The sequence below is a fragment of the Salicibibacter kimchii genome, from assembly GCF_003336365.1.
Classification (GTDB): domain Bacteria; phylum Bacillota; class Bacilli; order Bacillales; family Marinococcaceae; genus Salicibibacter; species Salicibibacter kimchii.
Window position 1 is genome coordinate 2,236,844 of the sequence record NZ_CP031092.1, and the last position, 24,347, is coordinate 2,261,190.

At 46.8% G+C, this 24,347-nt stretch carries 27 protein-coding genes, 3 rRNA genes, 2 other RNA genes and 1 pseudogene; all 33 read left to right on the plus strand.

Annotated features, from left to right (window positions below; all coding sequences use genetic code 11):
* Positions 1–372: 372 nt before the first annotated feature.
* The 33 genes and pseudogenes from DT065_RS11260 to yabA all read left to right on the plus strand — a co-directional run bounded on the left by DT065_RS11260 (position 373) and on the right by yabA (position 24,338).
* Complete coding sequence (locus DT065_RS11260) at positions 373–750, plus strand: GntR family transcriptional regulator (RefSeq protein WP_114373418.1); 378 nt, start codon at positions 373–375, stop codon at positions 748–750.
* Positions 750–1,640 (plus strand): ABC transporter ATP-binding protein, encoded by an 891-nt coding sequence (locus DT065_RS11265; protein ID WP_114373419.1) that lies wholly within the window; start codon positions 750–752, stop codon positions 1,638–1,640. The genes DT065_RS11260 and DT065_RS11265 overlap by 1 nt, the downstream gene beginning before the upstream one ends.
* On the plus strand, positions 1,637–2,245 hold the full coding sequence (locus DT065_RS11270; RefSeq protein WP_114373421.1) for an ABC-2 transporter permease: 609 nt from the start codon (positions 1,637–1,639) through the stop codon (positions 2,243–2,245). Before DT065_RS11265 ends, DT065_RS11270 begins: the two co-directional genes overlap by 4 nt.
* 64 nt (positions 2,246–2,309) lie before the next feature.
* Positions 2,310–3,163: pseudogene (locus tag DT065_RS11275) on the plus strand (TraB/GumN family protein).
* A gap of 224 nt (positions 3,164–3,387) precedes the next feature.
* Entirely contained in the window at positions 3,388–3,600 is a 213-nt protein-coding gene (locus DT065_RS11285; RefSeq protein WP_114373427.1) for a hypothetical protein, read from the plus strand.
* Positions 3,593–3,718 (plus strand): type II toxin-antitoxin system RelE family toxin, encoded by a 126-nt coding sequence (locus DT065_RS19595; protein ID WP_257791136.1) that lies wholly within the window; start codon positions 3,593–3,595, stop codon positions 3,716–3,718. The genes DT065_RS11285 and DT065_RS19595 overlap by 8 nt, the downstream gene beginning before the upstream one ends.
* Before the next feature lie 5 nt (positions 3,719–3,723).
* Positions 3,724–3,852: a type II toxin-antitoxin system RelE family toxin gene (locus DT065_RS19715; protein ID WP_114373429.1), complete on the plus strand. Its 129-nt coding sequence runs from the start codon at positions 3,724–3,726 to the stop codon at positions 3,850–3,852.
* A 152-nt stretch (positions 3,853–4,004) separates the two neighbouring features.
* Positions 4,005–4,631, plus strand: a complete 627-nt coding sequence (locus tag DT065_RS19880; RefSeq protein WP_160112523.1) for a hypothetical protein — start codon at positions 4,005–4,007, stop codon at positions 4,629–4,631.
* A 118-nt stretch (positions 4,632–4,749) separates the two neighbouring features.
* Positions 4,750–5,151 (plus strand): nucleotidyltransferase substrate binding protein, encoded by a 402-nt coding sequence (locus DT065_RS11300; RefSeq protein ID WP_114373431.1) that lies wholly within the window; start codon positions 4,750–4,752, stop codon positions 5,149–5,151.
* Positions 5,152–5,153: 2 nt separating this feature from the next.
* Positions 5,154–5,480: a nucleotidyltransferase family protein gene (locus DT065_RS11305; protein ID WP_114373433.1), complete on the plus strand. Its 327-nt coding sequence runs from the start codon at positions 5,154–5,156 to the stop codon at positions 5,478–5,480.
* Positions 5,464–5,931 (plus strand): tRNA adenosine(34) deaminase TadA, encoded by a 468-nt coding sequence (gene tadA, locus DT065_RS11310; protein ID WP_114373435.1) that lies wholly within the window; start codon positions 5,464–5,466, stop codon positions 5,929–5,931. Before DT065_RS11305 ends, tadA begins: the two co-directional genes overlap by 17 nt.
* A 154-nt stretch (positions 5,932–6,085) precedes the next feature.
* Positions 6,086–6,351, plus strand: an RNA gene (gene ffs, locus DT065_RS11315) — signal recognition particle sRNA large type.
* A 144-nt stretch (positions 6,352–6,495) separates the two neighbouring features.
* Complete coding sequence (locus DT065_RS11320; RefSeq protein WP_114373437.1) at positions 6,496–7,329, plus strand: Rpn family recombination-promoting nuclease/putative transposase; 834 nt, start codon at positions 6,496–6,498, stop codon at positions 7,327–7,329.
* Positions 7,330–7,382: 53 nt separating this feature from the next.
* Positions 7,383–7,648, plus strand: an RNA gene (gene ffs, locus DT065_RS11325) — signal recognition particle sRNA large type.
* 187 nt (positions 7,649–7,835) lie between these two features.
* A complete protein-coding gene (locus tag DT065_RS11330) occupies positions 7,836–8,021 on the plus strand; it encodes a hypothetical protein (protein WP_114373439.1) in 186 nt (61 codons plus the stop codon).
* A gap of 413 nt (positions 8,022–8,434) precedes the next feature.
* Entirely contained in the window at positions 8,435–9,340 is a 906-nt protein-coding gene (locus DT065_RS11340) for an Rpn family recombination-promoting nuclease/putative transposase (RefSeq protein WP_114373443.1), read from the plus strand.
* 30 nt (positions 9,341–9,370) lie between these two features.
* A complete protein-coding gene (locus DT065_RS11345; protein ID WP_160112525.1) occupies positions 9,371–9,757 on the plus strand; it encodes a hypothetical protein in 387 nt (128 codons plus the stop codon).
* A gap of 22 nt (positions 9,758–9,779) precedes the next feature.
* On the plus strand, positions 9,780–9,968 hold the full coding sequence (locus DT065_RS11350) for a PD-(D/E)XK nuclease family transposase (RefSeq protein ID WP_114373447.1): 189 nt from the start codon (positions 9,780–9,782) through the stop codon (positions 9,966–9,968).
* A 208-nt stretch (positions 9,969–10,176) separates the two neighbouring features.
* Positions 10,177–11,931 carry a DNA polymerase III subunit gamma/tau gene (gene dnaX, locus DT065_RS11355; protein ID WP_114373449.1) on the plus strand — a complete coding sequence of 585 codons (1,755 nt, stop codon included), beginning with the start codon at positions 10,177–10,179 and terminating at the stop codon, positions 11,929–11,931.
* Positions 11,928–12,242, plus strand: a complete 315-nt coding sequence (locus DT065_RS11360; RefSeq protein ID WP_114373450.1) for a YbaB/EbfC family nucleoid-associated protein — start codon at positions 11,928–11,930, stop codon at positions 12,240–12,242. Before dnaX ends, DT065_RS11360 begins: the two co-directional genes overlap by 4 nt.
* A gap of 12 nt (positions 12,243–12,254) precedes the next feature.
* Complete coding sequence (gene recR, locus DT065_RS11365) at positions 12,255–12,851, plus strand: recombination mediator RecR (protein WP_114373452.1); 597 nt, start codon at positions 12,255–12,257, stop codon at positions 12,849–12,851.
* A gap of 1 nt (position 12,852) precedes the next feature.
* Positions 12,853–13,065 carry a YaaL family protein gene (locus tag DT065_RS11370; RefSeq protein ID WP_160112526.1) on the plus strand — a complete coding sequence of 71 codons (213 nt, stop codon included), beginning with the start codon at positions 12,853–12,855 and terminating at the stop codon, positions 13,063–13,065.
* Between the two features lie 134 nt (positions 13,066–13,199).
* The gene (locus DT065_RS11375; RefSeq protein ID WP_227002567.1) at positions 13,200–13,475 is read left to right on the plus strand and encodes a pro-sigmaK processing inhibitor BofA family protein; all 276 of its coding nucleotides are present in this window, start codon (positions 13,200–13,202) and stop codon (positions 13,473–13,475) included.
* Between the two features lie 392 nt (positions 13,476–13,867).
* Positions 13,868–15,425: ribosomal RNA gene (locus DT065_RS11380) — 16S ribosomal RNA — on the plus strand.
* Positions 15,426–15,614: 189 nt separating this feature from the next.
* Positions 15,615–18,543, plus strand: a 23S ribosomal RNA gene (locus DT065_RS11385).
* Between the two features lie 65 nt (positions 18,544–18,608).
* Positions 18,609–18,725: ribosomal RNA gene (rrf, locus tag DT065_RS11390) — 5S ribosomal RNA — on the plus strand.
* Together the 16S, 23S and 5S rRNA genes form the textbook arrangement of a ribosomal RNA operon.
* A gap of 560 nt (positions 18,726–19,285) precedes the next feature.
* On the plus strand, positions 19,286–19,486 hold the full coding sequence (locus DT065_RS11395; protein WP_114373458.1) for a sigma factor G inhibitor Gin: 201 nt from the start codon (positions 19,286–19,288) through the stop codon (positions 19,484–19,486).
* A 77-nt stretch (positions 19,487–19,563) separates the two neighbouring features.
* Positions 19,564–20,979 (plus strand): aminotransferase class I/II-fold pyridoxal phosphate-dependent enzyme, encoded by a 1,416-nt coding sequence (locus DT065_RS19630; RefSeq protein ID WP_114373459.1) that lies wholly within the window; start codon positions 19,564–19,566, stop codon positions 20,977–20,979.
* A complete protein-coding gene (tmk, locus tag DT065_RS11405) occupies positions 20,972–21,598 on the plus strand; it encodes a dTMP kinase (protein ID WP_114373461.1) in 627 nt (208 codons plus the stop codon). The genes DT065_RS19630 and tmk overlap by 8 nt, the downstream gene beginning before the upstream one ends.
* A 202-nt stretch (positions 21,599–21,800) precedes the next feature.
* The gene (gene darA / locus DT065_RS11410; RefSeq protein WP_114373463.1) at positions 21,801–22,130 is read left to right on the plus strand and encodes a cyclic di-AMP receptor DarA; all 330 of its coding nucleotides are present in this window, start codon (positions 21,801–21,803) and stop codon (positions 22,128–22,130) included.
* A gap of 18 nt (positions 22,131–22,148) precedes the next feature.
* Positions 22,149–23,138: a DNA polymerase III subunit delta' gene (gene holB, locus DT065_RS11415; protein ID WP_114373465.1), complete on the plus strand. Its 990-nt coding sequence runs from the start codon at positions 22,149–22,151 to the stop codon at positions 23,136–23,138.
* A 2-nt stretch (positions 23,139–23,140) separates the two neighbouring features.
* Positions 23,141–23,956: a PSP1 domain-containing protein gene (locus DT065_RS11420; protein WP_114373467.1), complete on the plus strand. Its 816-nt coding sequence runs from the start codon at positions 23,141–23,143 to the stop codon at positions 23,954–23,956.
* A gap of 25 nt (positions 23,957–23,981) precedes the next feature.
* On the plus strand, positions 23,982–24,338 hold the full coding sequence (yabA, locus tag DT065_RS11425) for a DNA replication initiation control protein YabA (protein ID WP_114373468.1): 357 nt from the start codon (positions 23,982–23,984) through the stop codon (positions 24,336–24,338).
* Positions 24,339–24,347: the final 9 nt, after the last annotated feature.

Sequence of the window (24,347 nt, forward strand, 5' to 3'; positions counted from 1 at the left end):
ACAAGGAGGGGGTGAACAGTATTACGGACGGGATCGGATCCCACGAGCGCGAACGTTCTACCCCGGCTACCTCCATCATTAACTCCATTTAAAAAGAGTTCAACCAGAAATGACTGGTTAAACTCATAATACGAACGAGGCGCGATTGTTGAAAAAGCGCATACCTGTCTACCGTTTAAGGCTAGTCACAGGAATAAGAATTCTGGACTAACGAATTTCCTTTGATGAGGGCAGCTTTTTTTAAATTTGAATAATATGCATTGTTGATACACTGAGATCCAGTGTATTTTTTTTATTGACACATAAAAGGGTAAAATGTATATTATATACATACACACTATATACAAAAAGCTCATTGAAATGAGGATGTCTATGAGAATTTTAATTTCTAACCAGTCCAAAGAACCAATCTATGAGCAGATTAAGAACCAAATCAAAGAGAAAATCTTAAATGATGAATTGACGGAAGGGGACGCTCTTCCGTCTATGCGCAAACTCGCTAAAGATTTACGCATCAGCTTAATTACGACGAAACGTGCTTATGTTGAATTAGAAAATGAAGGCTTCATTACGTCGTTCGTTGGGAAGGGGTCGTTCGTAGCCAGTCAAAATATGGAATTACTTCGTGAAAAGCGATTAAACCAGATTGAAGAGCAGCTGGCACAAATCATTGAAGAAAGTAAGCGGGCGAATTTGAGTCTTGGCGAACTAAAAGAGCTTTTGGAAATGTTATATGAGGAGGACAAATAATGGAAAATACAATTAAACTTGAAAATGTATCGAAGCAATATAAGCAGTTTTCTTTGAACAATATTTCTTTTCCGGTTAAGAAGGGGTTTGTAACGGGATTTATTGGCCCAAATGGAGCGGGTAAAACGAGTACGATTAAAATGATTATGAATCTCATTCATATGGATACGGGTAGGATTGAGCTGTTTGGATTGGACCATAAAGAGAATGAACGTGCTGTAAAAGAACGTATCGGGTTCGTTTACGCGGAAAATCATTTTTATGATCACCTTACGATCGACAAAATGAAAAAAATCATTGCAGCTTTTTATAAGGACTGGGATGATGCGCTATTTTATGAAACAGCCCGTCAGTTCGACTTGCCGCTTAAGCGTAAGATTAAACAGCTTTCCAGCGGTATGAAAATGAAATTCTCGTTAGCGATTGCATTAGCTCATCACGCCGATCTCATTATTATGGATGAACCAACTTCCGGTTTGGATCCCGTTTTTCGCAGCGAAATTTTGAATGTGTTTTCCGATATTATGCAAGACGAAGAAAAAACAATCTTTTTCTCCACGCATATTACATCAGACCTTGAACAGATTGCCGATTACATTACATTCATTGATGAAGGGAACATTCTTTTTCATGAAACGAAGGATGATATTTTGGAACGCTTTGCCATTGTAAAAGGAGACACACAGCTACTTGATGCGGATACACGCAAGCATTTGATCGGTATTAGGGAGACGGATTTTGGTTTCGAGGCTTTAACAGCAAACCGTGCTGAAATAGCCAAAGTTTTTGGCCAAGAAGTTTTAGTCGAGCCGGCGAACTTGGAACAAATTATGGTCTTTATTGTTCGAGGTGAACAGCACAATTCAATTTCAAGGAGGGAGACACTATGAAGGCATTATTATTAAAGGAATACGATTCAAACCAATCGACATATGCTGCAACATTTATTTTTTTCGCTGTTGCAGCGTGGGTCATTGGTGACGATCAAATACCTTCATTCGTATCGATATTGTTTGTAGGTGTCTATCTATTCTCAACTAGTTATGTTGATGATCAGAATAATAGCCACATACTGATCAATAGTCTACCCGTTAATCGCTGCTTGGTGGTCACATCTAAATATATAAATGGACTTTTGGTCGGTATGCTGCTTTTGATATTAACAATCGTACCAAACATTCTTATCCCAGGCTATACACCGCTAACTGAAATCGCGCTGGCAGCTGCTGCTATTATGATGGTGATTGCATTTTACTATCCAATTTACATTATTTTCGGACATCGTTTCATGGGTTACGTTTTCTCTGCAGTACTCATCGGTTTACTGGTAATGGGACCGATTCTTTCAAACACAAATGTTCTCGATACAATCGTTATTTTTCTTCAACAGCAATCAACTGTAGCCCTGATGACCGGGGTGACTGCAGCGTCCATACTGATTTTGATTTTGTCTTGGATGATTTCAGTGCGCGTTTACGTTGCGAAACAGTTTTAAAGAAAAGAATATTAAGCTTAGAGCCAGGAGGAATACAAAAATGCGATATAAAGCTTTTATTTCGATGCTGCTATCCATCTTGCTGTTGGCTGCCTGCCAGAACAGTTCAGATGGCACTGGCGGCTTCCTATGGGAAGTGGAAGAAGGGGATACGAATGTTTATTTACAAGGCACCATTCATCTCGGGGAAGAAGATTTTTATCCGTTGCAATCAAATACCGAGGAAGCCTATGAAGAAGCGGACGTTGTGTTACCGGAGATTAACACAAATGATATCGATACGGATGACATGCAATCGCACGTTATGGATCTGGCCACATATGACGGGACAATGACATTGGAAGATCACTTGCCTGCTGATTTATATGCTGAGGTAGAAGGAACGCTCGAGTCACTCGGTTTTGAGGCTAAAATGTTTGACAACTTCCAGCCATGGTATATCGAAATGCTACTGCTGCAATTGGCGATTGAACAAACGGATTATGATGCTCAACATAGCGTCGATCAGTACTTCCTTGATCGTGCTGAAGAGGATGGCAAAGAGATTGTTGAACTGGAAAGTTATGAGGATCAGATGGAAATGTTAGCTGGCTTTTCGGATGATACGCAAATTGAGTGCTTGAAGCTGCTGTATCGGAATGGGGGAACATGGACGCAGAATTGGAACATCTCGTTAGCATTTGGAGAGATGGAGATGTTGATGCGATGGCTGAGCCGACGGATGACTATCCAGATGAATATATGAAAGAGCTCAACGATGTCCGTAATTTCGATATGGCTGAGCAGATCGAGGACATATTGGAAAATGACTCCGGTCAAACGTATTTTGTGTTCGTGGGTACGTTGCACATGACTGAAGAACCGAGCATTGTGTCCATTCTGGAGGATGAAGGTTTGGATGTGAACTATGTTGATTAGAAAGGGGGGAGCTCGATCAGATAATTGCCCAGAAAACATTTGAACAAAAAAACCAGCAATATCATGAGTGATGAACAAGTCTTAAGCAAACGAGCGCTAGAACGGAATAAGAATTACGCTCTTTCTCGGTATTGTGAAATATTCATTGGAAAGTACGTACTCGTAGAAAAGTTGAACGGTTTTCCTGTAAACATGATATAATAAGTACAGGATGGTGAGTAGCTATGATTGAGCGAAAAGAATTACACCGATTGGTGGATGAATTGCCGGAAGAAATGCTGCCTCGAATGGAAGACTTTTTCCGCCATTTATTTGATGAAGAGGAATTGGAATTGAACGACGAAACAAAAAAGGAAGTAAATGAAGCCCGTGAACGTATCAAAGACGGGGAACATGTTACACTAGACGAACTTAAGAAGGAAATTAAAGATGTATGAGTTGCGGATTGATAAGCAGGCGGCCAAGTATCTTAAAAAGTTGGATAAACCTACTCGAAACCGGTTAATGGGTGCCTTGATGGAATTGGCGGAAACCCCTTTGCGGATACAAGTGTGACACGGATGAAAGGTTATACGAGCACGTTTCGAAAGCGTGTTGGCGATTTCCGAATTATTTTCGAGGTCGATCAAGGTGATCTCATTGTGCTTGTTTTGAAGGTTGGCAGCCGTGGTGATATTTATAAGAAATAAGTAGACGTCTTCTTTGCTTTTGGAAAAGAGGCGTTTATTTTGTAGAAAGGTATTTCTTGGAACAAGAGGCTGTTGCTCTGTCTTCCTAACAATGAGTACGAATACTTAATGAAGTGGAAATCTTTTTGCAGCAAACGGAGCGCTTTAATGGTATGAGCGCAACATTATTGTTAGTTGGCTGCAGCGAAGAAGACGTAGCAGTAACGTTTCTTGCTGATCTTATAGAAGAAGCAGGGGCAGGGTCTATCGAAGAACTTGCGAGTGAAACTGATGAAGAAGATGGCATTGAGGAAATCACGGAGAATGAAGATGGTTCTGTATCAATTACAATGACAGGTGAGGCACATCAGGAAATGATGGCTGAAATGGAAGAAGAAGTGGACGAATATATGGAAGAAATAGTGAATGACGATGAATTTGCTTCGATTGAAGATGTGGATGCCAGCGACTCGTTCGATGAACTAACGTTCGTTGTCGATCAAGAACAATTTGAAAATAGTTTTGACGGCTTTGCAACCTTTGGCGTATCTCTATGGGCGTTAATGTATCAGGGATTTGATGGTGTGGACGAAGAAGAAATGGAAGTAACAATCCATTTGGAGAATGCCGATGACGGAGAAGTGTTTGAATCGATTACTTATCCGGATGCGTTTGACGACATGGAAACAAATTACGAAAATCCCAAATGCCACACGCACCACGATAGAGATATTAACGCAAGTATCAATATTCGTAATGAAGCTTGTGCGTTAACCGCAGGGACTGCGGGGATAGCCTAATCAAAACTTTCGGTTACGAAGGTGTTCTTAGGAATCTCCATCTTCAAATTTCGATAGAAATTAAGGTGGAGTAGTTCAAGTTAAATGAAGGATACTAATTCCTGAAGAGAGATATTGAATGGACAACGCAAAGGAGATACGATGGAAGCAGCGCTTTAATAATTTTGAAATATCATACGCTCTTTTGGAAGAATATAAGGACCATCCGCTCGAAACAGAGTTGGAACGGGCAGGATTAATTCAATTATTTGAAGTGACCTTTGAGCTGGCTTGGAAAGTATTAAAGGATTACATTGAAGCGGAGGGTTATATGGTGAAAAGCCCTCGCCAAACGATAAAACAAGTGTATCAAATGGATCTCATAGAGAACGGGCATACATGGATAGACGCGTTGTCGGATCGAAACCTGACTGAGCATACGTATGATGAAGCTGTGGCGGCAAAATTAGTAAAAAATATTAGAGAACATTATTTCCTACTTATGGAAAAGATGTACGTAAAACTCTCAAAGGAACGATAAATATGACTGGGTTAATCGATCGGGATTTTTTCTATATACAAAAAGCGCTTGAAAAATATCCGGAGATTGAAAAGGGGATCATTTATGGCAGTCGTGCTTTGGGCAACTACAAAAGAGGGTCAGACGTAGATTTTGCTATTGTAGGGGAGAGGGTTTCGCACAGAACCATGGTTGGATTAAACGACGATTTAAACGAGGAGTATCCACTTCCTTATATGTTCGATCTTGTTCATTATGACGAACTTTCAAACGTAGATTCAAAAAATCATATCCATCAATATGGCCGGAAATTGTATAGAAAAGGTGTTTCACATGAAACAAAACGATGAATTCTATATGGAAATAGCACTTGAGGAAGCCGCTAAAGCCGAAAAAGAGAAAGAAGTGCCGATTGGTGCGGTCATTGTGCATGAAGACCGGGTAATCGCCCGTGCATACAACCGCCGCGAGCAGGATCAGCATATCTTCACCCACGCGGAGTGTATCGCGATGCGTGCCGCAAGCGAAGTGATCGGTTCTTGGCGTTTGGAGGAATGCACGTTATATGTGACGTTGGAACCGTGCCCGATGTGCGCGGGCGCAGCGTTGCAGGCGCGTGTGCCACGTGTCGTTTATGGTGCGGCGGATCCGAAAGCCGGCAGTGCGGGGACGTTGATGAATCTACTCGATGACGCACGTTTCAATCATATGAGCGAAGTTGTCGGAGGGGTGTTGGAAGACGAATGCAGCGAGCGGTTGTCGTCTTTTTTTCAAAAATTACGCGCCGGGAAAAGAAAATAGGCGTATTGTTGTGGCATGTGCTTGCAAGAATAATAAATACAAATCCCTGCTGCCGTTCGAGACTTCAAGAACCTTTCTTATATGGAAGAAGGGCAATAATTTCCGCTAACATACCCGTTGATTTATGGAACGCTATGATTTATACTGTAACGTGCCGTGCTAAGCGGGGAGGTAGCGGTGCCCTCTGCTCGCAATCCGCTAGAGCGAGGCTGAACTCCTTCCCTAGGTTTGCATGTTGTAGGGACTGCCCTTTGTAAGTGGTGTTGACGTCCGGGTTCCGCGCAACGGAAACTCGTGAACCCTGTCAGGTCCGGAAGGAAGCAGCAGTAAGCGAGACCTTTCGTGTGCCGCGGAGGCGCCTGGATCGAGCTAACTGCTTAGGTACCGCTTATGATATGCTTATCGAAGGAAGGTGCACGGCATACATATTTGAGAGGAGCCTTAGGCGTGCGCCTGGGTTTCTTTTTTTTATCAGCCAAAACACCACGTTTATCAGCCAAACACCGTCACCGTCAACTTTTTATGGTAAAATGAATGTAAGGAAACTCGGGGCGGTGAAAAATAATGGCGTACGATCGCTTAAAACCTAAAAATGATTTTATATTCAAACGATTGTTCGGTGAGCAAGAAACGAAAGAAAGCCTGATTTCACTTCTGAATGCAATTATGCGCTTAGAAGGCAGCGATCAGATTGTTGACTTGACGGTTATTGAAAACAAAGAACTGCTTAAAGAGAATTTCGATGACAAGACAGGGCGACTAGATGTGCGCGCTGAAACCATTGGCAAGATGCAGATTGATGTAGAGATTCAGCTGCAAAATCAAGGGGACATGATCAGGCGCACACTGTATTATCTATCCAAAATGTACGTTCAATCCATTGGTTCCGGAGATAACTATGCCAAGCTGAAGAAAACCGTGACGATTAACATTCTTGATTTTAACCTTTTTGCTATCGAACGATTTCACAGTACCTTTCACTTCTACGAAGATCACGAAGAAGCTATGCTTTTAACCGATGCTATGGAGGTTCATTTCATCGAGTACCCAAAATTTGAAATGATGGAGAAAAAACTAGACGATCCTTTGCACCGCTGGTTATTGTTTCTCGATGAAAGTCTGGAAGAAAACGAAAGAAAGAAGCTGATCGAAATGGATCCTGACATTCAAAAGGCCGAAGAACGTTTGGAATGGCTGAGCGGTGATGCAGAAACCCGCAAACTCTACGAAGCACGTGAAGAGTCCGTGCTGGAGCGCAACAGCTTGATCGCCGAGGGTGAGGAAATAGGTATGGAGAAACTGGTTAAAACCTTGCTAAAACAGCATAAACCAGATGAGGTTGCAGCGATGACAGGATTAGACGTTGATTGGATCAAAGGAATTGACGAATCGTCGTAAAGACTCTTTTCGCTCGCGTGATTTTTATCCGCTATGGTTTATATTTTAGTATGCCGTGCTAAGTGGGGAGGTAGCGGTGCCCTCTGCTCGCAATCCGCTAGAGCGAGGCTGAATTCCTTCCCCAGGTTTGCATATTGTGAGGACTGCCCTTTGTAAGTGGTGTTGACGTCCGGGTTCCGCGCAACGGAAACTCGTGAACCCTGTCAGGTCCGGAAGGAAGCAGCAGTAAGCGAGACCTTCCGTGTGCCGCGAGTGTGCCTGGATCGAACTAACTGCTTAGGTACCGCTTATGATATGCTTATCGAAGGAAGGTGCACGGCATACATATATTTGAGAAAAGCCCTAGGCGCGAGCCTGGGTTTCTTTTTTTATCAGCCAGACTAGATGTGCGCACGATCCGACCAGTAAGAATTGAGGTTTTTAATAAATCGTTGTATAATTCAATTAATAAAGGGCATAAGATATCTTAGGAGGTATCTGATTGCCGTTAATGTGGAGGAGTAAATATGGTTAAATTAACGGATTCTAAACCCATGGACATCAAACTTACCGATAGAGAAATGAGAGAGTTTATTCGTTGGTCGAAAGATAAAAATACTGCTAATAAAGACGAAATGAAAAAGTTGAGATCTGAAATTAGTGCCTTTCGAAAAATCCGGAAAGAGCGACATGGTGAATATGGTGAACGCTGATCCTAGTGAAATTGAAATAATCCCTCTCTCTCGAGAACTCGAAGGGGAGATAAAAGGGTTTGTGTGTTCAGATAATTCAAAAGTCGATCATTTTTTAAAGGAAGAGGCACTTGTATTGCAAGAATCTGGATCGTGCAGGACCCACCTTCTTTATTATGATGGCAGATTGGTTGGAACTAACTGCTTAGGTACCGCTTATGATATGCTTATCGAAGGAAGGTGCACGGCATACATATATTTGAGAAAAGCCCTAGGCGCGAGCCTGGGTTTCTTTTTTATCAGCCAAAAAAGATGATTTATCAGCCGAATAAGCGCTTTTATCAGCCAAAACACCATATTTATCAGCCAAACACCGTCGCCGTCAACGTTTTATGGTAAAATGAATGTAAGGAAACTCGGGGCAGTGAAAAATAATGGCGTACGATCGCTTAAAACCTAAAAATGATTTTATATTCAAACGATTGTTCGGCGAGCAAGAAACGAAAGAAAGCCTGATTTCACTTTTGAATGCAATTATGCGTTTAGAAGGCAGCGACCAGATTGTTGACTTAACTGTGATTGAGAATAAAGAGCTACTGAAAGAAAATATCGAGGATAAGACTGGACGGCTGGATGTGCGTGCTGAAACAAAAGGCGCTATGTTGATTGATGTAGAGGTTCAGCTCAGAAATCAAAAAAATATGGTAAAACGTACCTTGTATTATCTGGCCAAAATGTACGCGCAATCCATTAGCGAGGGCGACGATTACACCAAACTGAAGAAAACCGTGACGATTAACATCCTGGACTTTAATCTTTTTGCTATCGAACGGTTTCATAGTACCTTTCACTTCTACGAAGATCACGAAGAAGCTATGCTTTTAACCGATGCTTTGGAGGTACATTTCGTCGAGTACCCTAAATTTAAAAAGATGAAGAAATCGCTCGAAGATCCCCTTCACCGTTGGTTACTATTTCTCGATGAAAGTTTACAAGAAAATGAACGAAAGGAGTTAATTGAGATGGATCCCGTTATTCGAAAAGCTGAAGAAAGATTGGAGTGGCTTAGTAGTGACGCCGAAACCCGTCGGCTTTATGAGGCTCGGAAGGAATCCATGCTTGAGCGAAATACCTTAATCGTGGAAGGCAGAGAAGAAGGCAGGGAAGAAGGCAAGAAAGAAGGTAAAAAGGAAGGCGAGGAAACAACCCAAACCGCCATAGTATTGAGCATGTTAAAGCAGGGCTTTAAACCAGAGGAAATTGCCCGAATAACTGAGCTGGATGAGGATTGGATTACAAAGTTATCAGAAAGCTTTGAGAAGGATGATCGCAATGGATAGTGGTCTTCTGAATAGTGCGGCGGATCGGATATGAATCAGGGAAGTAGAAAAATAAATACTGTTGCGTTAATAAAATATATGCTCAAGGACGGATTCACACCGGAGGCAATCGATAAATTAACAGGTGAAAATGTAGACAGCATTAATGAAATTCATCTCGAAGTAATTAAAGTGGGCGGTTTTATTGATGATGATTGGAAAAAAGACAGTATAGAGGAATTTTGGCTTCAACAAAAACGCTACGAAAATCGTGTGGAGTCACTTTTAGAGCGAAATACCTTAATCGCGGAAGGCAGGGAAGCAGAAAAGATTGCCACAGTTAATCATTTACATCGAAAGGGTCACAAACCCGAGGACATTTCTGAGCTGATGGACTTGGATGTCGAGTGGGTAAAATCTGTTCTCGATACAACGTGAAGCGTTTAGAGAAAAATATTAGATGGATATCGAGGATAAGACTGGACGGCTGGATGTGCGCGCTGAAACCATTGGCAAGATGCAGATTGATGTAGAGGTTCAGCTGCAAAATCAAGGGAACATGCTCAGGTGCACACTGTATTATCTATCCAAAATGTACGTTCAATCCATTAGACCCGGGGATGACTATGCTAAACTGAAGAAACGGTGACGACTCAAATGAATCAAATATAAAAGGCTTAACCAAAACGGATTACCTGATTAGAAATATCGAAAAACGCTTAAATAGGTTTAGCCATCCATTTTGAAAAAAAGGCATGAAAAACGTATAATAAAAGAAGTGATTGTAGCTTTTATTATACACCCGAGGCGCTACCGGAGATCGTTGGATTTAGTGAATAAAACAAGGAGGGCTTTTGTTGAGTTATCAAGCGCTTTACCGTGTCTGGCGCCCGCAGCGTCTGGAGGATGTTGCCGGTCAAAACCATATTACGCAAACACTGCAAAATGCGCTTCGCCAGCAAAAATTTGCCCATGCCTATTTATTCAGTGGTCCCCGAGGTACGGGGAAGACGAGTGCTGCCAAGATTGTTGCGAAGGCCGTGAATTGTGTGCATGCCCCGGTTGCCGAGCCATGCAATGAATGTGAGGCATGCCAAGGTATACAGACAGGATCTGTCGTTGATGTGATCGAAATTGATGCGGCCTCCAACAACGGGGTTGACGAAATTCGTTACATACGCGATAACGTCATTGCCGCGCCACGTGACGTACGTTATAAAGTGTACATCATCGATGAAGTACACATGCTCTCGACCGGCGCTTTTAACGCCTTGTTAAAAACATTGGAAGAACCTCCCGCCCATGTTGTCTTTATGTTGGCCACGACAGAGGCTCATAAAATCCCGCTCACGATCGTTTCCCGTTGCCAACGCTTTGATTTTAAACGGATCAGCGGGGATACTCTTGTGGCGCGAATGCAGGAGGTTGTCGCAGAGGGAGAGATCGAGGTAGAGGAGGACGCCCTTCATTTTATCTCTCGAGCGGCCGAAGGTGGAATGCGGGATGCGTTGAGCCTGCTTGATCAGGCGATTTCATTTGCAGAAACGAAAGTCACGGCTTCCGACGTCCAAGCGATCACAGGTGCCGTTTCCCAATCGTTTCTCGCTTCCGCGATAGCTGCATTAATCGAACGGGATGCCAAAGAGGCTGTGAAATCAGCAGATACGTTGATACGAGAAGGCAAAGATCCATTGCGTTTTATGGAGGATGTTATCCATTATTTGCGTGATTTATTGCTTTTTCAGACGGCCCCTGGTTTGGAAGAGCTTCTGGATCGTGTACAGGTCGATGATACGTTTCGTTCGCTTGCGGATAAAATAGAACCGGATTGGGCATATCAAACGATTGATACCCTTCATGATGAATTACGGGAAATGAAAGGATCGTCCCATCCGAAAATTTTTCTGGAAATGGCTTTTATTCATATTTGCCAGGGAGATGCAGCATCGCAGCCGCAGGAAAATGCTTCGGCAGACAACCAACAGGTGCAACAGTTAGTGGAAAAAGTACAACAGCTTGAAGCAAAAATCCGTACCTTGGAAGAAGGGCAAGAAAAAGGGGAAGCACATGCTCCGCCCCGGGACGGAGACGTCCCCCGTCAAGCCGCCCCGCGAGAAAAACCGAGACCTTCAACTTCCTCAAATGGCTCCGGAGTGAGACAAGCCCAGCATTTGCTTGAGCAAGCTTCGAAGGAAGAGCGGATGAAAATTGAATCACGGTGGACGGAAACGTTGCAAACGCTCAAAAAAGAAAGCGTGCCCGCGCACGCGTGGTTAAATGACGCACAACCGGTAGCAGCGACGACGGACGCGGTCCTTCTCGTATTTCGCAATGAAATGCACCGCGGCATGATTGCCGATAAATTTAAAGCATTGACAGAGCACGCCATCGCGTCTAATAATGACCATAGCTATTACATCTTGACGCTTCTCAAGCAAGATTGGGATCAACTAAAGGAAGCGTATCGAGGCAAACATCAGCAAGCGGCAGCGAAGGAAACGTCGAATGAAGCAAGCGAAGAGGACCCCTTGATCGCGGAGGCGAAGAAACTCGTCGGACCTGAGTTGGTTGAAGTCGTGGACGATTCAAATACAGAGGAGGAAGACAAATGAAAAACATGGGCAACATGATGAAGCAAATGCAGAAGATGCAAAAACAAATGCAACAAGCACAAGAGGAACTGAAAGAGAAAACCGTAGAAGCAACCGCGGGCGGCGGCGCGGTGAAAATCGTTGCCTCAGGCGATAAACGCATCGTGGATGTTGAAATCGATGAAGAGGTCGTCGATCCTGAAGATGTTGATATGCTTCAAGACTTGGTTTTAGCTGCAACGAACGAAGTGATGGGCAAGGTGGACGAGCTTGTGGAACAAGACATGGGCAAGTTCACGAAAGGGATGAACCTACCACCTGGAATGTTTTAGGAGGATTGACGCGTGCAATATCCTGCTCCGATATCAAAACTGATCGACGGCTTCATGAAATTGCCGGGTATTGGCCCGAAAACCGCGAGCCGTCTCGCTTTTTACGTACTCAATATGAAGGAGGACGATGTGCTTGATTTCGCAAAAGCCCTCGTTAATGCGAAACGCGATTTGACGCATTGTTCTTCTTGTTATTATATCACGGATCAAGATCCGTGCGTGATCTGTGACGATAGCCATCGTGATCGTTCCGTCATTTGTGTCGTCGAAGATTCCAAGGATGTCATGGCGATGGAGAAAATGCAGGAATACAACGGACTGTATCATGTGTTGCACGGTGCCATTTCTCCGATGGATGGGGTTGGCCCCGAAGATATTCATATCCCGGAGTTAATCAAACGGTTGCAAGATGATACCGTCCAGGAAGTGATGCTCGCTTCAAACCCTTCCATTGAAGGGGAAGCCACGGCTATGTACCTCTCCCGGATGATCAAGCCGACGGGCATACGTGTCACACGCCTCGCCCATGGGCTTCCGGTCGGCGGGGATTTGGAGTATGCTGACGAAGTCACGCTTTCCCGTGCAGTGGAAGGAAGGCGTGACCTGTAAGATGGCAAAAAAACAAAAAATAAGAAAAAGAGCAGAAGCCTGTCTTTATGATCTTATTAACCGCCAAAAACAAAAGTGTTCCCGCCAGAAACGTTTATTGGAAAGAAGCATCGACCCGAGTGAGGATGTATGGATCCAATCGAAAATGGAAGAGGCGAAGTATCGTTTTTTATTGCGGGAAGCTCGCCAGTTAAAAAAACGCACGAAAGAATAAAAGACTTGCCAAGTTTTTGGCAAGTCTTTTCGTGTCCAAGCATATGGATCAATTAGAAGGTTTTTGATCCAATGCAGGATGTTGCTCGTTAAACGGAAAAGATGGACGAGGGCATCCGTGGAGGGGTGATAGGTGTGGATCCGGTTCTCATTGTGGCAGCGATTGGCCTTGGTATTTTTATATTGATGTTTCTTGGCGTTCCTTTGAAGTCGTTTAAATGGGTGGGGAATGGTGTTGTTCGGGTGATGATAGGTGCCCTTGCGCTGTTTTTAATTAACGTATTCGGCAACTTTATGGGATTGCATTTGCCGATTAACCTCTTCACTTCCGCGGTTACCGGAATTTTAGGGGTTCCCGGCGTCCTCATGTTGTTTGCCGTCCATTTCCTTGTACTGCCCGGAACAATGTAGACGGTGCTCCGCCGTCTTTTTTTCATATAATAATGGAGAAAATGAAGTGGTACACAAAAGGATACAGCTTGTTGACACTACTCTATATGAAGTGATAGTATTTTCAACAGTCATCGCGATAAGGCTTACGAAATAAAGCAATTAAAAACTCTTGTTGACATTAAAAAGCTGCGATGATATATTAATAAAGTCGCTTTAAACGGCGAAGCAAAAACGCCAAGGCGATTAAAAAATGCCTATTGACGAAGCAGTTGGCATTTGCTATAATAAATGGGTCGCTTTAAACAGCGACATCATCATTTGCCCTTTGAAAACTGAATGAAAGCCAAGCGAACGAATATATTAAAGCAAGAGTCAGCGCGACGCGCACCCCCGTGTGCGAAGCGGAACTTTTTATGGAGAGTTTGATCCTGGCTCAGGACGAACGCTGGCGGCGTGCCTAATACATGCAAGTCGAGCGGGCCTCCGGAGGTGCTTGCACCTCCGGAAGGCCAGCGGCGGACGGGTGAGTAACACGTGGGCAACCTGCCTTGGAGTGCGGGATAACACCGGGAAACCGGTGCTAATACCGCATACGTCCTCTTTCGCGCCTGCGAGAGGGGAGAAAGACGGTCGATGGCCGTCGCTCGAAGAGGGGCCCGCGGCGCATTAGCTTGTTGGTGGGATCAAAGCCTACCAAGGCGACGATGCGTTGCCGACCTGAGAGGGTGATCGGCCACACTGGGACTGAGACACGGCCCAGACTCCTGCGGGAGGCAGCAGTAGGGAATCATCCGCAATGGGCGCAAGCCTGACGGTGCAACGCCGCGTGAGTGAGGAAGGTTTTCGGATCGTAAAGCTCTGTTGTGAGGGAAGAACAGCTCTTGGAGGAAATGCCGGGAGTTTGCCGGTACCTCACCAGAAAGCCCCGGCTAACTACGTGCCAGCAGCCGCGGTAATACGTAGGGGGCAAGCGTTGTCCGGAATTATTGGGCGTAAAGGGCACGCAGGCGGTACGGCAAGTCTGATGTGAAAGGCCGGCGCTCAACGCCGGAATGGCATTGGAAACTGTCGCACTTGAGTACAGAAGAGGAGAGTGGAATTCCACGTGTAGCGGTGAAATGCGTAGAGATGTGGAGGAACACCAGTGGCGAAGGCGACTCTCTGGTCTGTGACTGACGCTGAGGTGCGAAAGCGTGGGGAGCGAACAAGATTAGATACCTTGGTAGTCCACGCCGTAAACGATGAGTGCTAGGTGTTAGGGGTTTCGATACCCGTAGTGCCGAAGCAAACGCAATAAGCACTCCGCCTGGGGAGTACGACCGCAAGGTTGAAACTCAAAGGAATTGACGGGGGCCCGCACAAGCGGTGGAGCATGTGGTTTAATTCGAAGCAACGCGAAGGACCTTACCAGGCCTTGACATCCTCTGATCGCCTTGGAGACAAGGTTTCCCCTTTGGGGCAGAGTGACAGGTGGTGCATGGTTGTCGTCAGCTCGTGTCGTGAGATGTTGGGTTAAGTCCCGTAACGAGCGCAACCCTTGAATGTCGTTGCCAGCATTAAGTTGGGCACTCGACATTGACTGCCGGTGACAAACCGGAGGAAGGCGGGGATGACGTCAAATCATCATGCCCCTTATGGCCTGGGCGACACACGTGCTACAATGGACGGTACAACGGGCAGCGAAGCCGCGAGGTGGAGCGAATCCCCGCAAAAGCCGTTCTCAGTTCGGATTGCAGGCTGCAACCCGCCTGCATGAAGCTGGAATCGCTAGTAATCGCGGATCAGCATGCCGCGGTGAATACGTTCCCGGGCCTTGTACACACCGCCCGTCACACCACGAGAGCCGGCAACACCCGAAGTCGGTGAGCGAACCCTGATGGGACGCAGCCGCCGAAGGTGGGGCTGGTGATTGGGGTGAAGTCGTAACAAGGTATCCCTACCGGAAGGTGGGGATGGATCACCTCCTTTCTAAGGAGCTTATCGGCCCTTCCAAGCGAAGGGCCGGAGGTAAGCGCTTCGGCTTTCATTCAGTTTTGAGCGGGCAACTGCTCAAACAAGACGTTCTTTGAAAACTGAATAACGCGAGTAAGTTTGAAACGACACACACCGGGTGTCAACAAGAAACGAGCGTTTCTTAGAAAGACCCATTCCTAATGTGGTTAAACAAGGAAGGGCGCACGGTGGATGCCTTGGCACTAGGCGCCGATGAAGGACGGGACGAACACCGATATGCTTCGGGGAGCTGTAAGTATGCGTGGATCCGGAGATGTCCGAATGGGGGAACCCCTTCTCCGTCATGGGAGAAGATCATCTGCCCAACAGATTAAGCAGATGAAGGCAAACCCGGCGAACTGAAACATCTTAGTAGCCGGAGGAAGAGAAAGCAAACGCGATTTCCTGAGTAGCGGCGAGCGAAACGGAAGGTAGCCCAAACCAAGCGGCTTGCCGCTTGGGGTTGTAGGACACGCCATATGGAGTGATAAAGGGACGGTGTAGCGGAAGCGACTTGGAACGGTCCGTCGCAGAAGGTAAGAGCCCTGTACGCGAAACACTGTCCTCTCCGGCGTGGATCCTGAGTACGGCGGGACACGAGAAATCCCGTCGGAATCCGGGAGGACCATCTCCCAAGGCTAAATACGCCCTAGTGACCGATAGTGAACCAGTACCGTGAGGGAAAGGTGAAAAGCACCCCGGGAGGGGAGTGAAAGAGAACCTGAAACCGTGTGCCTACAGGTGGTCAGAGCCCGTTCATGGGTGATGGCGTGCCTTTTGTAGAATGAACCGGCGAGTGACGATGACGTGCAAGGTTAAGTTGAAGAGACGGAGCCGCAGCGAAAGCGAGTCTGAAGTGGGCGAGTGAGTACGTCGACGTCGACCCGAAACCGTGTGATCTACCCATGTCCAGGGTGAAGGTCGGGTAACACCGACTGGAGGCCCGAACCCACGTAAGTTGAAAATTACGGGGATGAGGGGTGGGTAGGGGTGAAATGCCAATCGAACACGGAGATAGCTGGTTCTCCCCGAAATAGCTTTAGGGCTAGCCTCGGAGGAAAGAGTCCTGGAGGTAGAGCACGGATTGGATGAGGGGTCCCTACAGGATTACCGAGTTCAGTCAAACTCCGAATGCCAGCGACTTGTTCTCCGGGAGTCAGACGGCGAGTGCTAAGATCCGTCGTCAAGAGGGAAACAACCCGGACCACCGGCTAAGGTCCCCAAGTATGGGTTAAGTGGGAAAGGATGTGGCGTTGCTTAGACAACCAGGATGTTGGCTTAGAAGCAGCCATCATTGAAAGAGTGCGTAATAGCTCACTGGTCGAGTGACGCTGCGCCGAAAATGTACCGGGGCTAAACCCATCACCGAAGCCGTGGACCCGACACGTAGTGTCGGGTGGTAGGGGAGCGTTCTGTAGGCAGAGAAGGTCGACCGAGAGGACGGCTGGAGCGTACAGAAGTGAGAATGCCGGTATGAGTAGCGAAAAGAAGGGTGAGAATCCCTTCCGTCGAAAACCTAAGGTTTCCTGAGGAAGGCTCGTCCGCTCAGGGTTAGTCGGGGCCTAAGCTGAGGCCGAAAGGCGTAGGCGATGGATAACTGGTGGAAATTCCAGTACCACCGATGGCTGTTGGACCGAAGGGGGGACGCAGAAAGGTAGGGAGAGCGCGCTTATGGAAAAGCGCGTCGAAGCGTCCGAGGCTGTTGGGCAGGCAAATCCGCCCAACGAGAAGGCTGAGGCGTGACCGCGAGGGAAAATGAGTACCGAAGTCCCTGATCCTCCGCTGCCGAGAAAAGCCTCTAGGAAGGTCATCGGTGCCCGTACCGCAAACCGACACAGGTAGGTGGGATGAGAATTCTAAGACGCGCGGGAGAACTCTCGTTAAGGAACTCGGCAAAATGACCCCGTAACTTCGGGAGAAGGGGTGCTCTTGCGGGTGCAAGCCTGCGGGAGCCGCAGTGACAAGGCCCAAGCGACTGTTTACCAAAAACACAGGTCTCTGCGAAGTCGAAAGACGAAGTATAGGGGCTGACACCTGCCCGGTGCTGGAAGGTTAAGAGGAGGGCTTAGCCCCAAAAGGGCGAAGGTCCGAATTGAAGCCCCAGTAAACGGCGGCCGTAACTATAACGGTCCTAAGGTAGCGAAATTCCTTGTCGGGTAAGTTCCGACCCGCACGAAAGGTGCAACGACTTGGGCACTGTCTCAACGAGAGACCCGGTGAAATTATATGACCTGTGAAGATGCAGGTCCCCCGCGACTGGACGGAAAGACCCCATGGAGCTTTACTGTAGCTTGATATTGGGTTTTGATATTGCTTGTACAGGATAGGCAGGAGCCAAGGAATCCGGAGCGCTAGCTTCGGAGGAGGCGCTGGTGGGATACTGCCCTTGCGATATGAAAATCCTAACCTCGAGCCGTGACCCGGTTCAGGGACAGTGTCTGGTGGGCAGTTTGACTGGGGCGGTCGCCTCCTAAAAGGTAACGGAGGCGCCCCAAGGTTCCCTCAGAATGGTTGGAAATCATTCGTAGCGTGCAAAGGCAGAAGGGAGCTTGACTGCGAGACATACAGGTCGAGCAGGGACGAAAGTCGGGCTTAGTGATCCGGCGGCACCGCATGGAAGGGCCGTCGCTCAACGGATAAAAGCTACCCTGGGGATAACAGGCTAATCTCCCCCAAGAGTCCACATCGACGGGGAGGTTTGGCACCTCGATGTCGGCTCATCGCATCCTGGGGCTGAAGTCGGTCCCAAGGGTTGGGCTGTTCGCCCATTAAAGCGGTACGCGAGCTGGGTTCAGAACGTCGTGAGACAGTTCGGTCCCTATCCGTCGCGGGCGCAGGAAATTTGAGAGGAGCTGTCCTTAGTACGAGAGGACCGGGATGGACACACCGCTGGTGTACCAGTTGTTCCGCCAGGAGCATGGCTGGGTAGCTACGTGTGGATCGGATAAGTGCTGAAAGCATCTAAGCACGAAGCCGACCTCAAGATGAGATTTCCCGCGAGACCCCTTAAAGACGATAAGGTAGATAGGTCTGGTGTGGAAGCGTGGCGACACGTGGAGCTGACAGATACTAATCGGTCAAACGGTTTATCCACACATGGGTCCCCCGGTAGTGGTCAAACGAAAGCGTTATTCAGTTTTGGGAGAATGTCTCCCCCAGTCAGGTGGCGATAGCGAAGAGGCCCCACCCGTTCCCATGCCGAACACGGAAGTTAAGCTCTTCAGCGCCGATGGTAATCGGGCGGCAACGCCCCGTGAGCGTAGGACGTCGCCTGGCGATGAGAAACGACCGACTTCGGAGATCTTCCGGGTCGGTTTTTTTAATGGTGTTCGATTTACATAAGCGGTTCATGGTACCTATGATTGATATTTTCCTCATATGGAACCAAATTCAGGGGTAGGTGGGTGTTTTTTGCTAAAATGACAGATTACACGGCAAAGGTGACAGAATACCACCGGAAAGTGACAGATTCCACAATAAAAGTGACAGAATAAGCGTTTAAAATGACAGAATCCATTCTGTTTGCGGTGCTCGTGCCGGTGTTTGAACGTTTTATGTCGTCCAACGATCTGTTTTTAACGTTGCCCACTACTCTGTTTTGACGCTCCTCCCGATTATAAAACACTGCACCGATCCGTTTTCACCGGCCCGCCTCAAGCATGTCTCGACTTATAACAAAGCCGACGCTGCTCGGTTTTTTAAATGGTCAGGCACGATTTGGGCGTTTGCCCCATAAGATAGTGCTAAGCTCCATTTCATTCGGCCTCTATATTGTATAACATCTATAAAAATAGGAAACACTAAAAAGAAAATGATAAGGTGTAGGGGGAAACGGAATGTATAAGAGAGCAACAGAAGTGGAGAGTTGCGGGATATGTAATCAGGAGAGCGAGAAAGGATTCTATTTACTTTCCATGTGGATTTGTCTCTCCTGTGAACGAAAAATGGTAGAATTGGAAGTTGAGGATCCAACCTATGCTTGGTATATTGAACGATTACGCGGGAGCAAGATCAACAGCCGTATGCTGTCTCACTAAATTCTTGTTATAATAAAGGAAAACTTCCATCAGCGGGGGCTTCTTCCCCCCACTGACAGGGATAAAGGAATGAAAATATGAACGGGAATTGTCCGCTTTTTGAGCGGTTGTACTCCCATGATCAACGTACGCCCATATCGATGCATGTGCCCGGCCATAAAAACGGCAGTTTGTTGCCGGCACCGTACGCTGCTTATTTTGACCAAATGATGCGCCTTGACCAAACGGAGTTGCCGGGGCTTGATGATTTACACGCGCCTTCCGGGGCGATATTGGAAGCAGAGCAGTTGGCAGCGAACCAATACGGTTGTGCCCGCACATTGTTTCTCGTCGGAGGTTCAACGGTCGGCAATCTAGCGATGATTCTTGCTTTTTTTCAAAGGGGAGAAAAGGTGCTGGTGCAACGGGATGTGCATCATTCGGTGATTCATGGGCTGGAGTTGGCAGGCGTGGATGCAGTTTTTATTGCTCCGGAGGTTGATGCCGAATCGGGGCTGGCTACAGGGGTTTCAGAAGAAACGGTCGCTTATGGTTTCGCGTGTTATCCGGAGGCTAACGGGTTGGTGCTGTCTTCCCCGAGTTACTATGGGTATGTTGGGGGATTGGAAGGGGCCATTGCCGTTGCGAAAAGAAATGGTGCGAATGTGCTCGTGGATGAAGCGCACGGTGCTCATCTCCATATTGATTCGCATTTCCCTGATTCGGCGTTAAAAGCGGGGGCCGATGTAGTTGTGCAATCGGCGCACAAAACGTTGCCGGCCCTTACGATGGGAGCATTTTTGCATTTACGGTCCGACACAGATGAAACTCGTTGTCGGTATTGGCTGCAACGACTGCAAACGAGTAGCCCTTCCTATCCAATCCTTGCTTCCCTTGATGTGGCACGTGCCTATAACGAAACGTTGATCGGAGAAAACATTGCCGGGAAATGGCATGCTTTTCATCAAAAATTGGATGAAATCTGTCCGGGGGCCCGTGTGAAAAACAACGATCCTTTGAAGTTGATTTTACGGGCGCCTAATGGATGGAACGGTTGGGAATGGGAGAACCATTTACATACGGAACGCATTTATGCTGAATTAAGCGACAGAAACCACGTATTGCTCGTCCTTCCATTGGCTCATCCTGAAAACTGGGAACGGGAGCTCCTTTCTACGCTGGTTTCTTTTTATAAAGGAAAAAAAATGAAGGGCTCGTACGCGCCTGCATCCCCTCCGTATCCAAAGGTTGCGGAGCATTCTTTCGCGGATTGGCGGGGGGAGTACAAAGCGTCGGAGTCCGTTCCCGTTCAAGAATCGGAAGGAAGAATAATTGCAGAGAATGTTGTCCCCTATCCGCCCGGGATTCCGCTTTGGATGGCGGGAGAAGTGGTGGACAGAGAGCGCTTACAGTTTCTTCAGTATTGGTTGACATTCGGGGGCCACGTGCAGGCAATGTCTCCCATACATCATGGGTTTTTGCTCGTTAGAAAAGAGGTCATGGAACATGGGTAAAGGAACGTTTATCACCTTTGAAGGCGGGGAAGGTTCAGGGAAAACAACGGTTATCCCGCGCATTGCTTCCCGATTGGAGGCGGATGGGTATGAAACACTCGTATCCAGGGAGCCGGGAGGAGTGGCGAGCGCCGAAAAAATACGTCATTTGTTGTTGAGTGGTGAGGAAGAGGCGCTCGATCGTTACACGGAAGTGCTGTTGTTCGCGGCTGCCCGCCGTCAACATTTGGTGGAAAAAATTATTCCCGCTTTGGAGGCCGGAAAAATTGTTCTTTGTGATCGATATTTGGATAGCAGCTTAGTTTATCAAGGGTACGCGAGCGGTGTTGGGGTAGAACGCGTGCGGGAAATTAACTTATTCGCGGTTCAAAACTGGTTGCCGGATCGTACGTTTTTTTTGGATGTTCCGGTTGATATTGGTTTGGCACGAATTGCGCAAAACGCTCGCGAAGAAAACCGGTTGGATCAAAAGGGACGTACATTTCATGAGCAGGTGCGTAACGGATACCATTTTCTTGCCGCGGAAGCTGCAGAGCGGTTTCGGGTGATTAATGCCGATGCAAGTATCGCTCATATTGAAGAAGAAATTTATCCATCCATTCGGGAGATGCTGGTGTAGTTCGGATCGCGTCATTTTTAAATTCGCTGAATTACCCGCTTACACTTTGGTTCATCGATTGGCTTAACCCCCCAATTTATTGACGTTTCGATGAATATAAAAAGCTCCGACTTTTTTCCGATATGTTACACTGGTTTTACGAACTCGCATAACGTATGATAAAAGAAAAATCCGTCTCATATCCAAAGGGAGGGTTGTTGCAATGAAGTTAATTATTGCTGTTGTTCAAGATAAAGATAGCAGCCGTTTATCAACGGCACTCGTAGAGAATGATTACGGTGCGACGAAATTGGCATCCACCGGTGGTTTTTTACGGGCGGGGAACACGACTTTTTTAATCGGTGTTGAGAATGAGCAAGTAGCTGATGTGTTGGACATCATTAAAGAAAACTGTGAAAGCCGTGAACAATTGGTTGCTCCTGTTTCGCCGATGGGCGGGAACGCAGATTCTTACGTGCCTTACCCTGTGGAAGTGCAGGTAGGGGGAGCGACTGTGTTTGTCGTCGATGTGGAGCAGTTTGAACAATTTTAAAATGGAAGGAGCTCGCGCATGGAATGGGATACCTTGCAAGCGGAACAGCCGGTCGTAGCGCGTTTGTTGCAACATGCTGTTTGGCGGGAGCGTCTTCCACACGCCTATATTTTTGAAGGGGAAGCGCTTGACGAACAATTTCGGGCAGCGGCGCTTCTTTGTCGTGCTTTTTTATGTAGCGACCAACATCCCGAGGCGAAACCGTGCAATCAATGCAGCGAATGCAAACGTGTACGGGCGGGCGACCATCCGGATGTTACCGTTATCCGCCCGGATGGCCTTTCCATAAAAAAAGAACAAGTGGCGTTGTTGCAAAAAGAGTTTGCTTATAAAGGAATGGAGTCTACAAAAAAAGCATATATCATCGAAGAAGCCGATAAAATGACAACGAGTGCAGCCAATAGTTTATTGACTTCGTTGGAAGAACCAAATGGGGAGACATTGGCTATTTTAGTGACAGGAAATCTGCATTTTTTACTGCCGACGATCGTGTCGCGGTCGCAAGTGATCTCTTTTATGCCATTGTCGGAAGAAAAACGACAGGCGCGTTTGAAAGAAAAAGGGGAAACAAATGAATTGGCAGCAATTAAAGCACGGATCGGAGACACGCCGACGGATTTAGACAAAAAGGAAGGGACAAGTTGGATTGTACAGGGGCGTCAGGTAGTGATACAATTGGCCGAAGAGGTGTTAAAAAGACCTCCGCAAGCCAAATTGTTGTTGCAGGAAAAATGGCACACACATTTCAAAGATAGAGAATCAGTGGATATAGGCCTTGACCTCTTCCTTTTTTGGTATCGGGATGCATTATATACGAAGTGGGGCAGGGAGGACCTAGCATATCCTGATCAGTTAGAACGATTGAAAACGGAAGCTTCCAATCGTTCGGAATCTATGTTGGCGGCTAATATGAGAGCAGTTATGGAAGCGAAAAGATATCTGGCGGCCAATGTAAATCCGCAGCTGTTGATGGAGCGGTTACTGCTTCGCCTCCAGGAGGGATCATAACTTTGCATCAAGTGATAGGCATCCGCTTTAGAGAAACAGGGAAAATTTATTATTTTTCTCCTGCCGGATTTGATGTAGTCGTGGGCCAATCCGTAGTTGTTGAAACGGCCCGCGGTGTTGAATATGGATACGTCGTGTTGGAAGAGAGAACGGTGGACGATGAGGACGTTGTGCTTCCGCTTAAAAAGATTGTTCGGATCGCGACGTCCGAGGATATAACGCGAGTAGCGGAGAACATCGAACTTGCAAAAGAGGCCGAAAGCGTTAGTAAAGAGAAGATCAAGGAACATAAGTTGGATATGAAATTAGTAAGCGCGGAATATACGTTTGACCGTAACAAAATCCTGTTTTATTTTACCGCTGATGGCAGGATTGACTTTCGAGCCCTAGTGAAAGATTTAGCGTCAATTTTTCGGACCCGCATTGAGCTTCGTCAGATCGGTGTGCGGGATGAAGCGAAAATATTGGGCGGCATCGGCCCGTGCGGACTTGTTCTTTGTTGCTCGACGTTTCTCGGCGATTTTGAACCCGTTTCCATAAAAATGGCAAAGGATCAGAACTTGTCCCTTAACCCTGCAAAGATCTCCGGTTTGTGTGGACGTTTAATGTGTTGCCTTAAGTATGAAAATGATGAATATGAGCAGGCAAAGAAAGAACTTCCCGACATTGGAGAAAAGATCGATGTTGATGAGGGCAGAGGGAAAGTGACCGGCTTAAATATGTTGGAACGCATCGTCCAAGTAGAACTTGAAGACCCTGAACGAACGTTGGAGTTTTCTTTGGAAGAACTCATCGGGCAAGGCGCTTTAACCGGCTGACGTTCCACGAGAAGGTGGGGAAAACGTGGCAAAGCAGGAAATGTTTTCACAAGTCATTCATATGGAAAAGAAGCTGCTTACGATTCACGAAGAAATACGTGAACTAAAAGAACAGCTGGCATCCATGATTGAGGAAAATCAAGGCCTCGTCATTGAGAATCGAATGCTACGGGAACGCTTGGAAAACGTGGGCGGTTTTTCGGATGCGGGAACAGAGGAATCGTCGGACGAAGAGACAGATGCAGATACAAAACTTCCGGGAGAAGGGTACGATAACCTTGCCCGTCTCTATCAAGAAGGTTTTCATATATGTAATTTAAACTATGGGGGTTTACGAATGGAAGGAGATTGTCTCTTCTGCCTTTCCTTTTTTCAACAATAAATAAGTGTT

What these genes read in the sequence shown, in the direction of transcription:
- DT065_RS11260 (WP_114373418.1), top strand. Translation starts at nt 373, where the DNA reads ATGAGAATTTTAATTTCTAACCAGTCCAAAGAACCAATCTATGAGCAG.
- DT065_RS11265 (WP_114373419.1), top strand. Translation starts at nt 750, where the DNA reads ATGGAAAATACAATTAAACTTGAAAATGTATCGAAGCAATATAAGCAG.
- DT065_RS11270 (WP_114373421.1), top strand. Translation starts at nt 1,637, where the DNA reads ATGAAGGCATTATTATTAAAGGAATACGATTCAAACCAATCGACATAT.
- DT065_RS11285 (WP_114373427.1), top strand. Translation starts at nt 3,388, where the DNA reads ATGATTGAGCGAAAAGAATTACACCGATTGGTGGATGAATTGCCGGAA.
- DT065_RS19595 (WP_257791136.1), top strand. Translation starts at nt 3,593, where the DNA reads ATGTATGAGTTGCGGATTGATAAGCAGGCGGCCAAGTATCTTAAAAAG.
- DT065_RS19715 (WP_114373429.1), top strand. Translation starts at nt 3,724, where the DNA reads ATGAAAGGTTATACGAGCACGTTTCGAAAGCGTGTTGGCGATTTCCGA.
- DT065_RS19880 (WP_160112523.1), top strand. Translation starts at nt 4,005, where the DNA reads ATGAGCGCAACATTATTGTTAGTTGGCTGCAGCGAAGAAGACGTAGCA.
- DT065_RS11300 (WP_114373431.1), top strand. Translation starts at nt 4,750, where the DNA reads ATGGACAACGCAAAGGAGATACGATGGAAGCAGCGCTTTAATAATTTT.
- DT065_RS11305 (WP_114373433.1), top strand. Translation starts at nt 5,154, where the DNA reads ATGACTGGGTTAATCGATCGGGATTTTTTCTATATACAAAAAGCGCTT.
- tadA (WP_114373435.1), top strand. Translation starts at nt 5,464, where the DNA reads ATGAAACAAAACGATGAATTCTATATGGAAATAGCACTTGAGGAAGCC.
- DT065_RS11320 (WP_114373437.1), top strand. Translation starts at nt 6,496, where the DNA reads ATGGCGTACGATCGCTTAAAACCTAAAAATGATTTTATATTCAAACGA.
- DT065_RS11330 (WP_114373439.1), top strand. Translation starts at nt 7,836, where the DNA reads ATGGTTAAATTAACGGATTCTAAACCCATGGACATCAAACTTACCGAT.
- DT065_RS11340 (WP_114373443.1), top strand. Translation starts at nt 8,435, where the DNA reads ATGGCGTACGATCGCTTAAAACCTAAAAATGATTTTATATTCAAACGA.
- DT065_RS11345 (WP_160112525.1), top strand. Translation starts at nt 9,371, where the DNA reads ATGAATCAGGGAAGTAGAAAAATAAATACTGTTGCGTTAATAAAATAT.
- DT065_RS11350 (WP_114373447.1), top strand. Translation starts at nt 9,780, where the DNA reads ATGGATATCGAGGATAAGACTGGACGGCTGGATGTGCGCGCTGAAACC.
- DT065_RS11360 (WP_114373450.1), top strand. Translation starts at nt 11,928, where the DNA reads ATGAAAAACATGGGCAACATGATGAAGCAAATGCAGAAGATGCAAAAA.
- DT065_RS11370 (WP_160112526.1), top strand. Translation starts at nt 12,853, where the DNA reads ATGGCAAAAAAACAAAAAATAAGAAAAAGAGCAGAAGCCTGTCTTTAT.
- DT065_RS11395 (WP_114373458.1), top strand. Translation starts at nt 19,286, where the DNA reads ATGTATAAGAGAGCAACAGAAGTGGAGAGTTGCGGGATATGTAATCAG.
- DT065_RS19630 (WP_114373459.1), top strand. Translation starts at nt 19,564, where the DNA reads ATGAACGGGAATTGTCCGCTTTTTGAGCGGTTGTACTCCCATGATCAA.
- tmk (WP_114373461.1), top strand. Translation starts at nt 20,972, where the DNA reads ATGGGTAAAGGAACGTTTATCACCTTTGAAGGCGGGGAAGGTTCAGGG.
- darA (WP_114373463.1), top strand. Translation starts at nt 21,801, where the DNA reads ATGAAGTTAATTATTGCTGTTGTTCAAGATAAAGATAGCAGCCGTTTA.
- holB (WP_114373465.1), top strand. Translation starts at nt 22,149, where the DNA reads ATGGAATGGGATACCTTGCAAGCGGAACAGCCGGTCGTAGCGCGTTTG.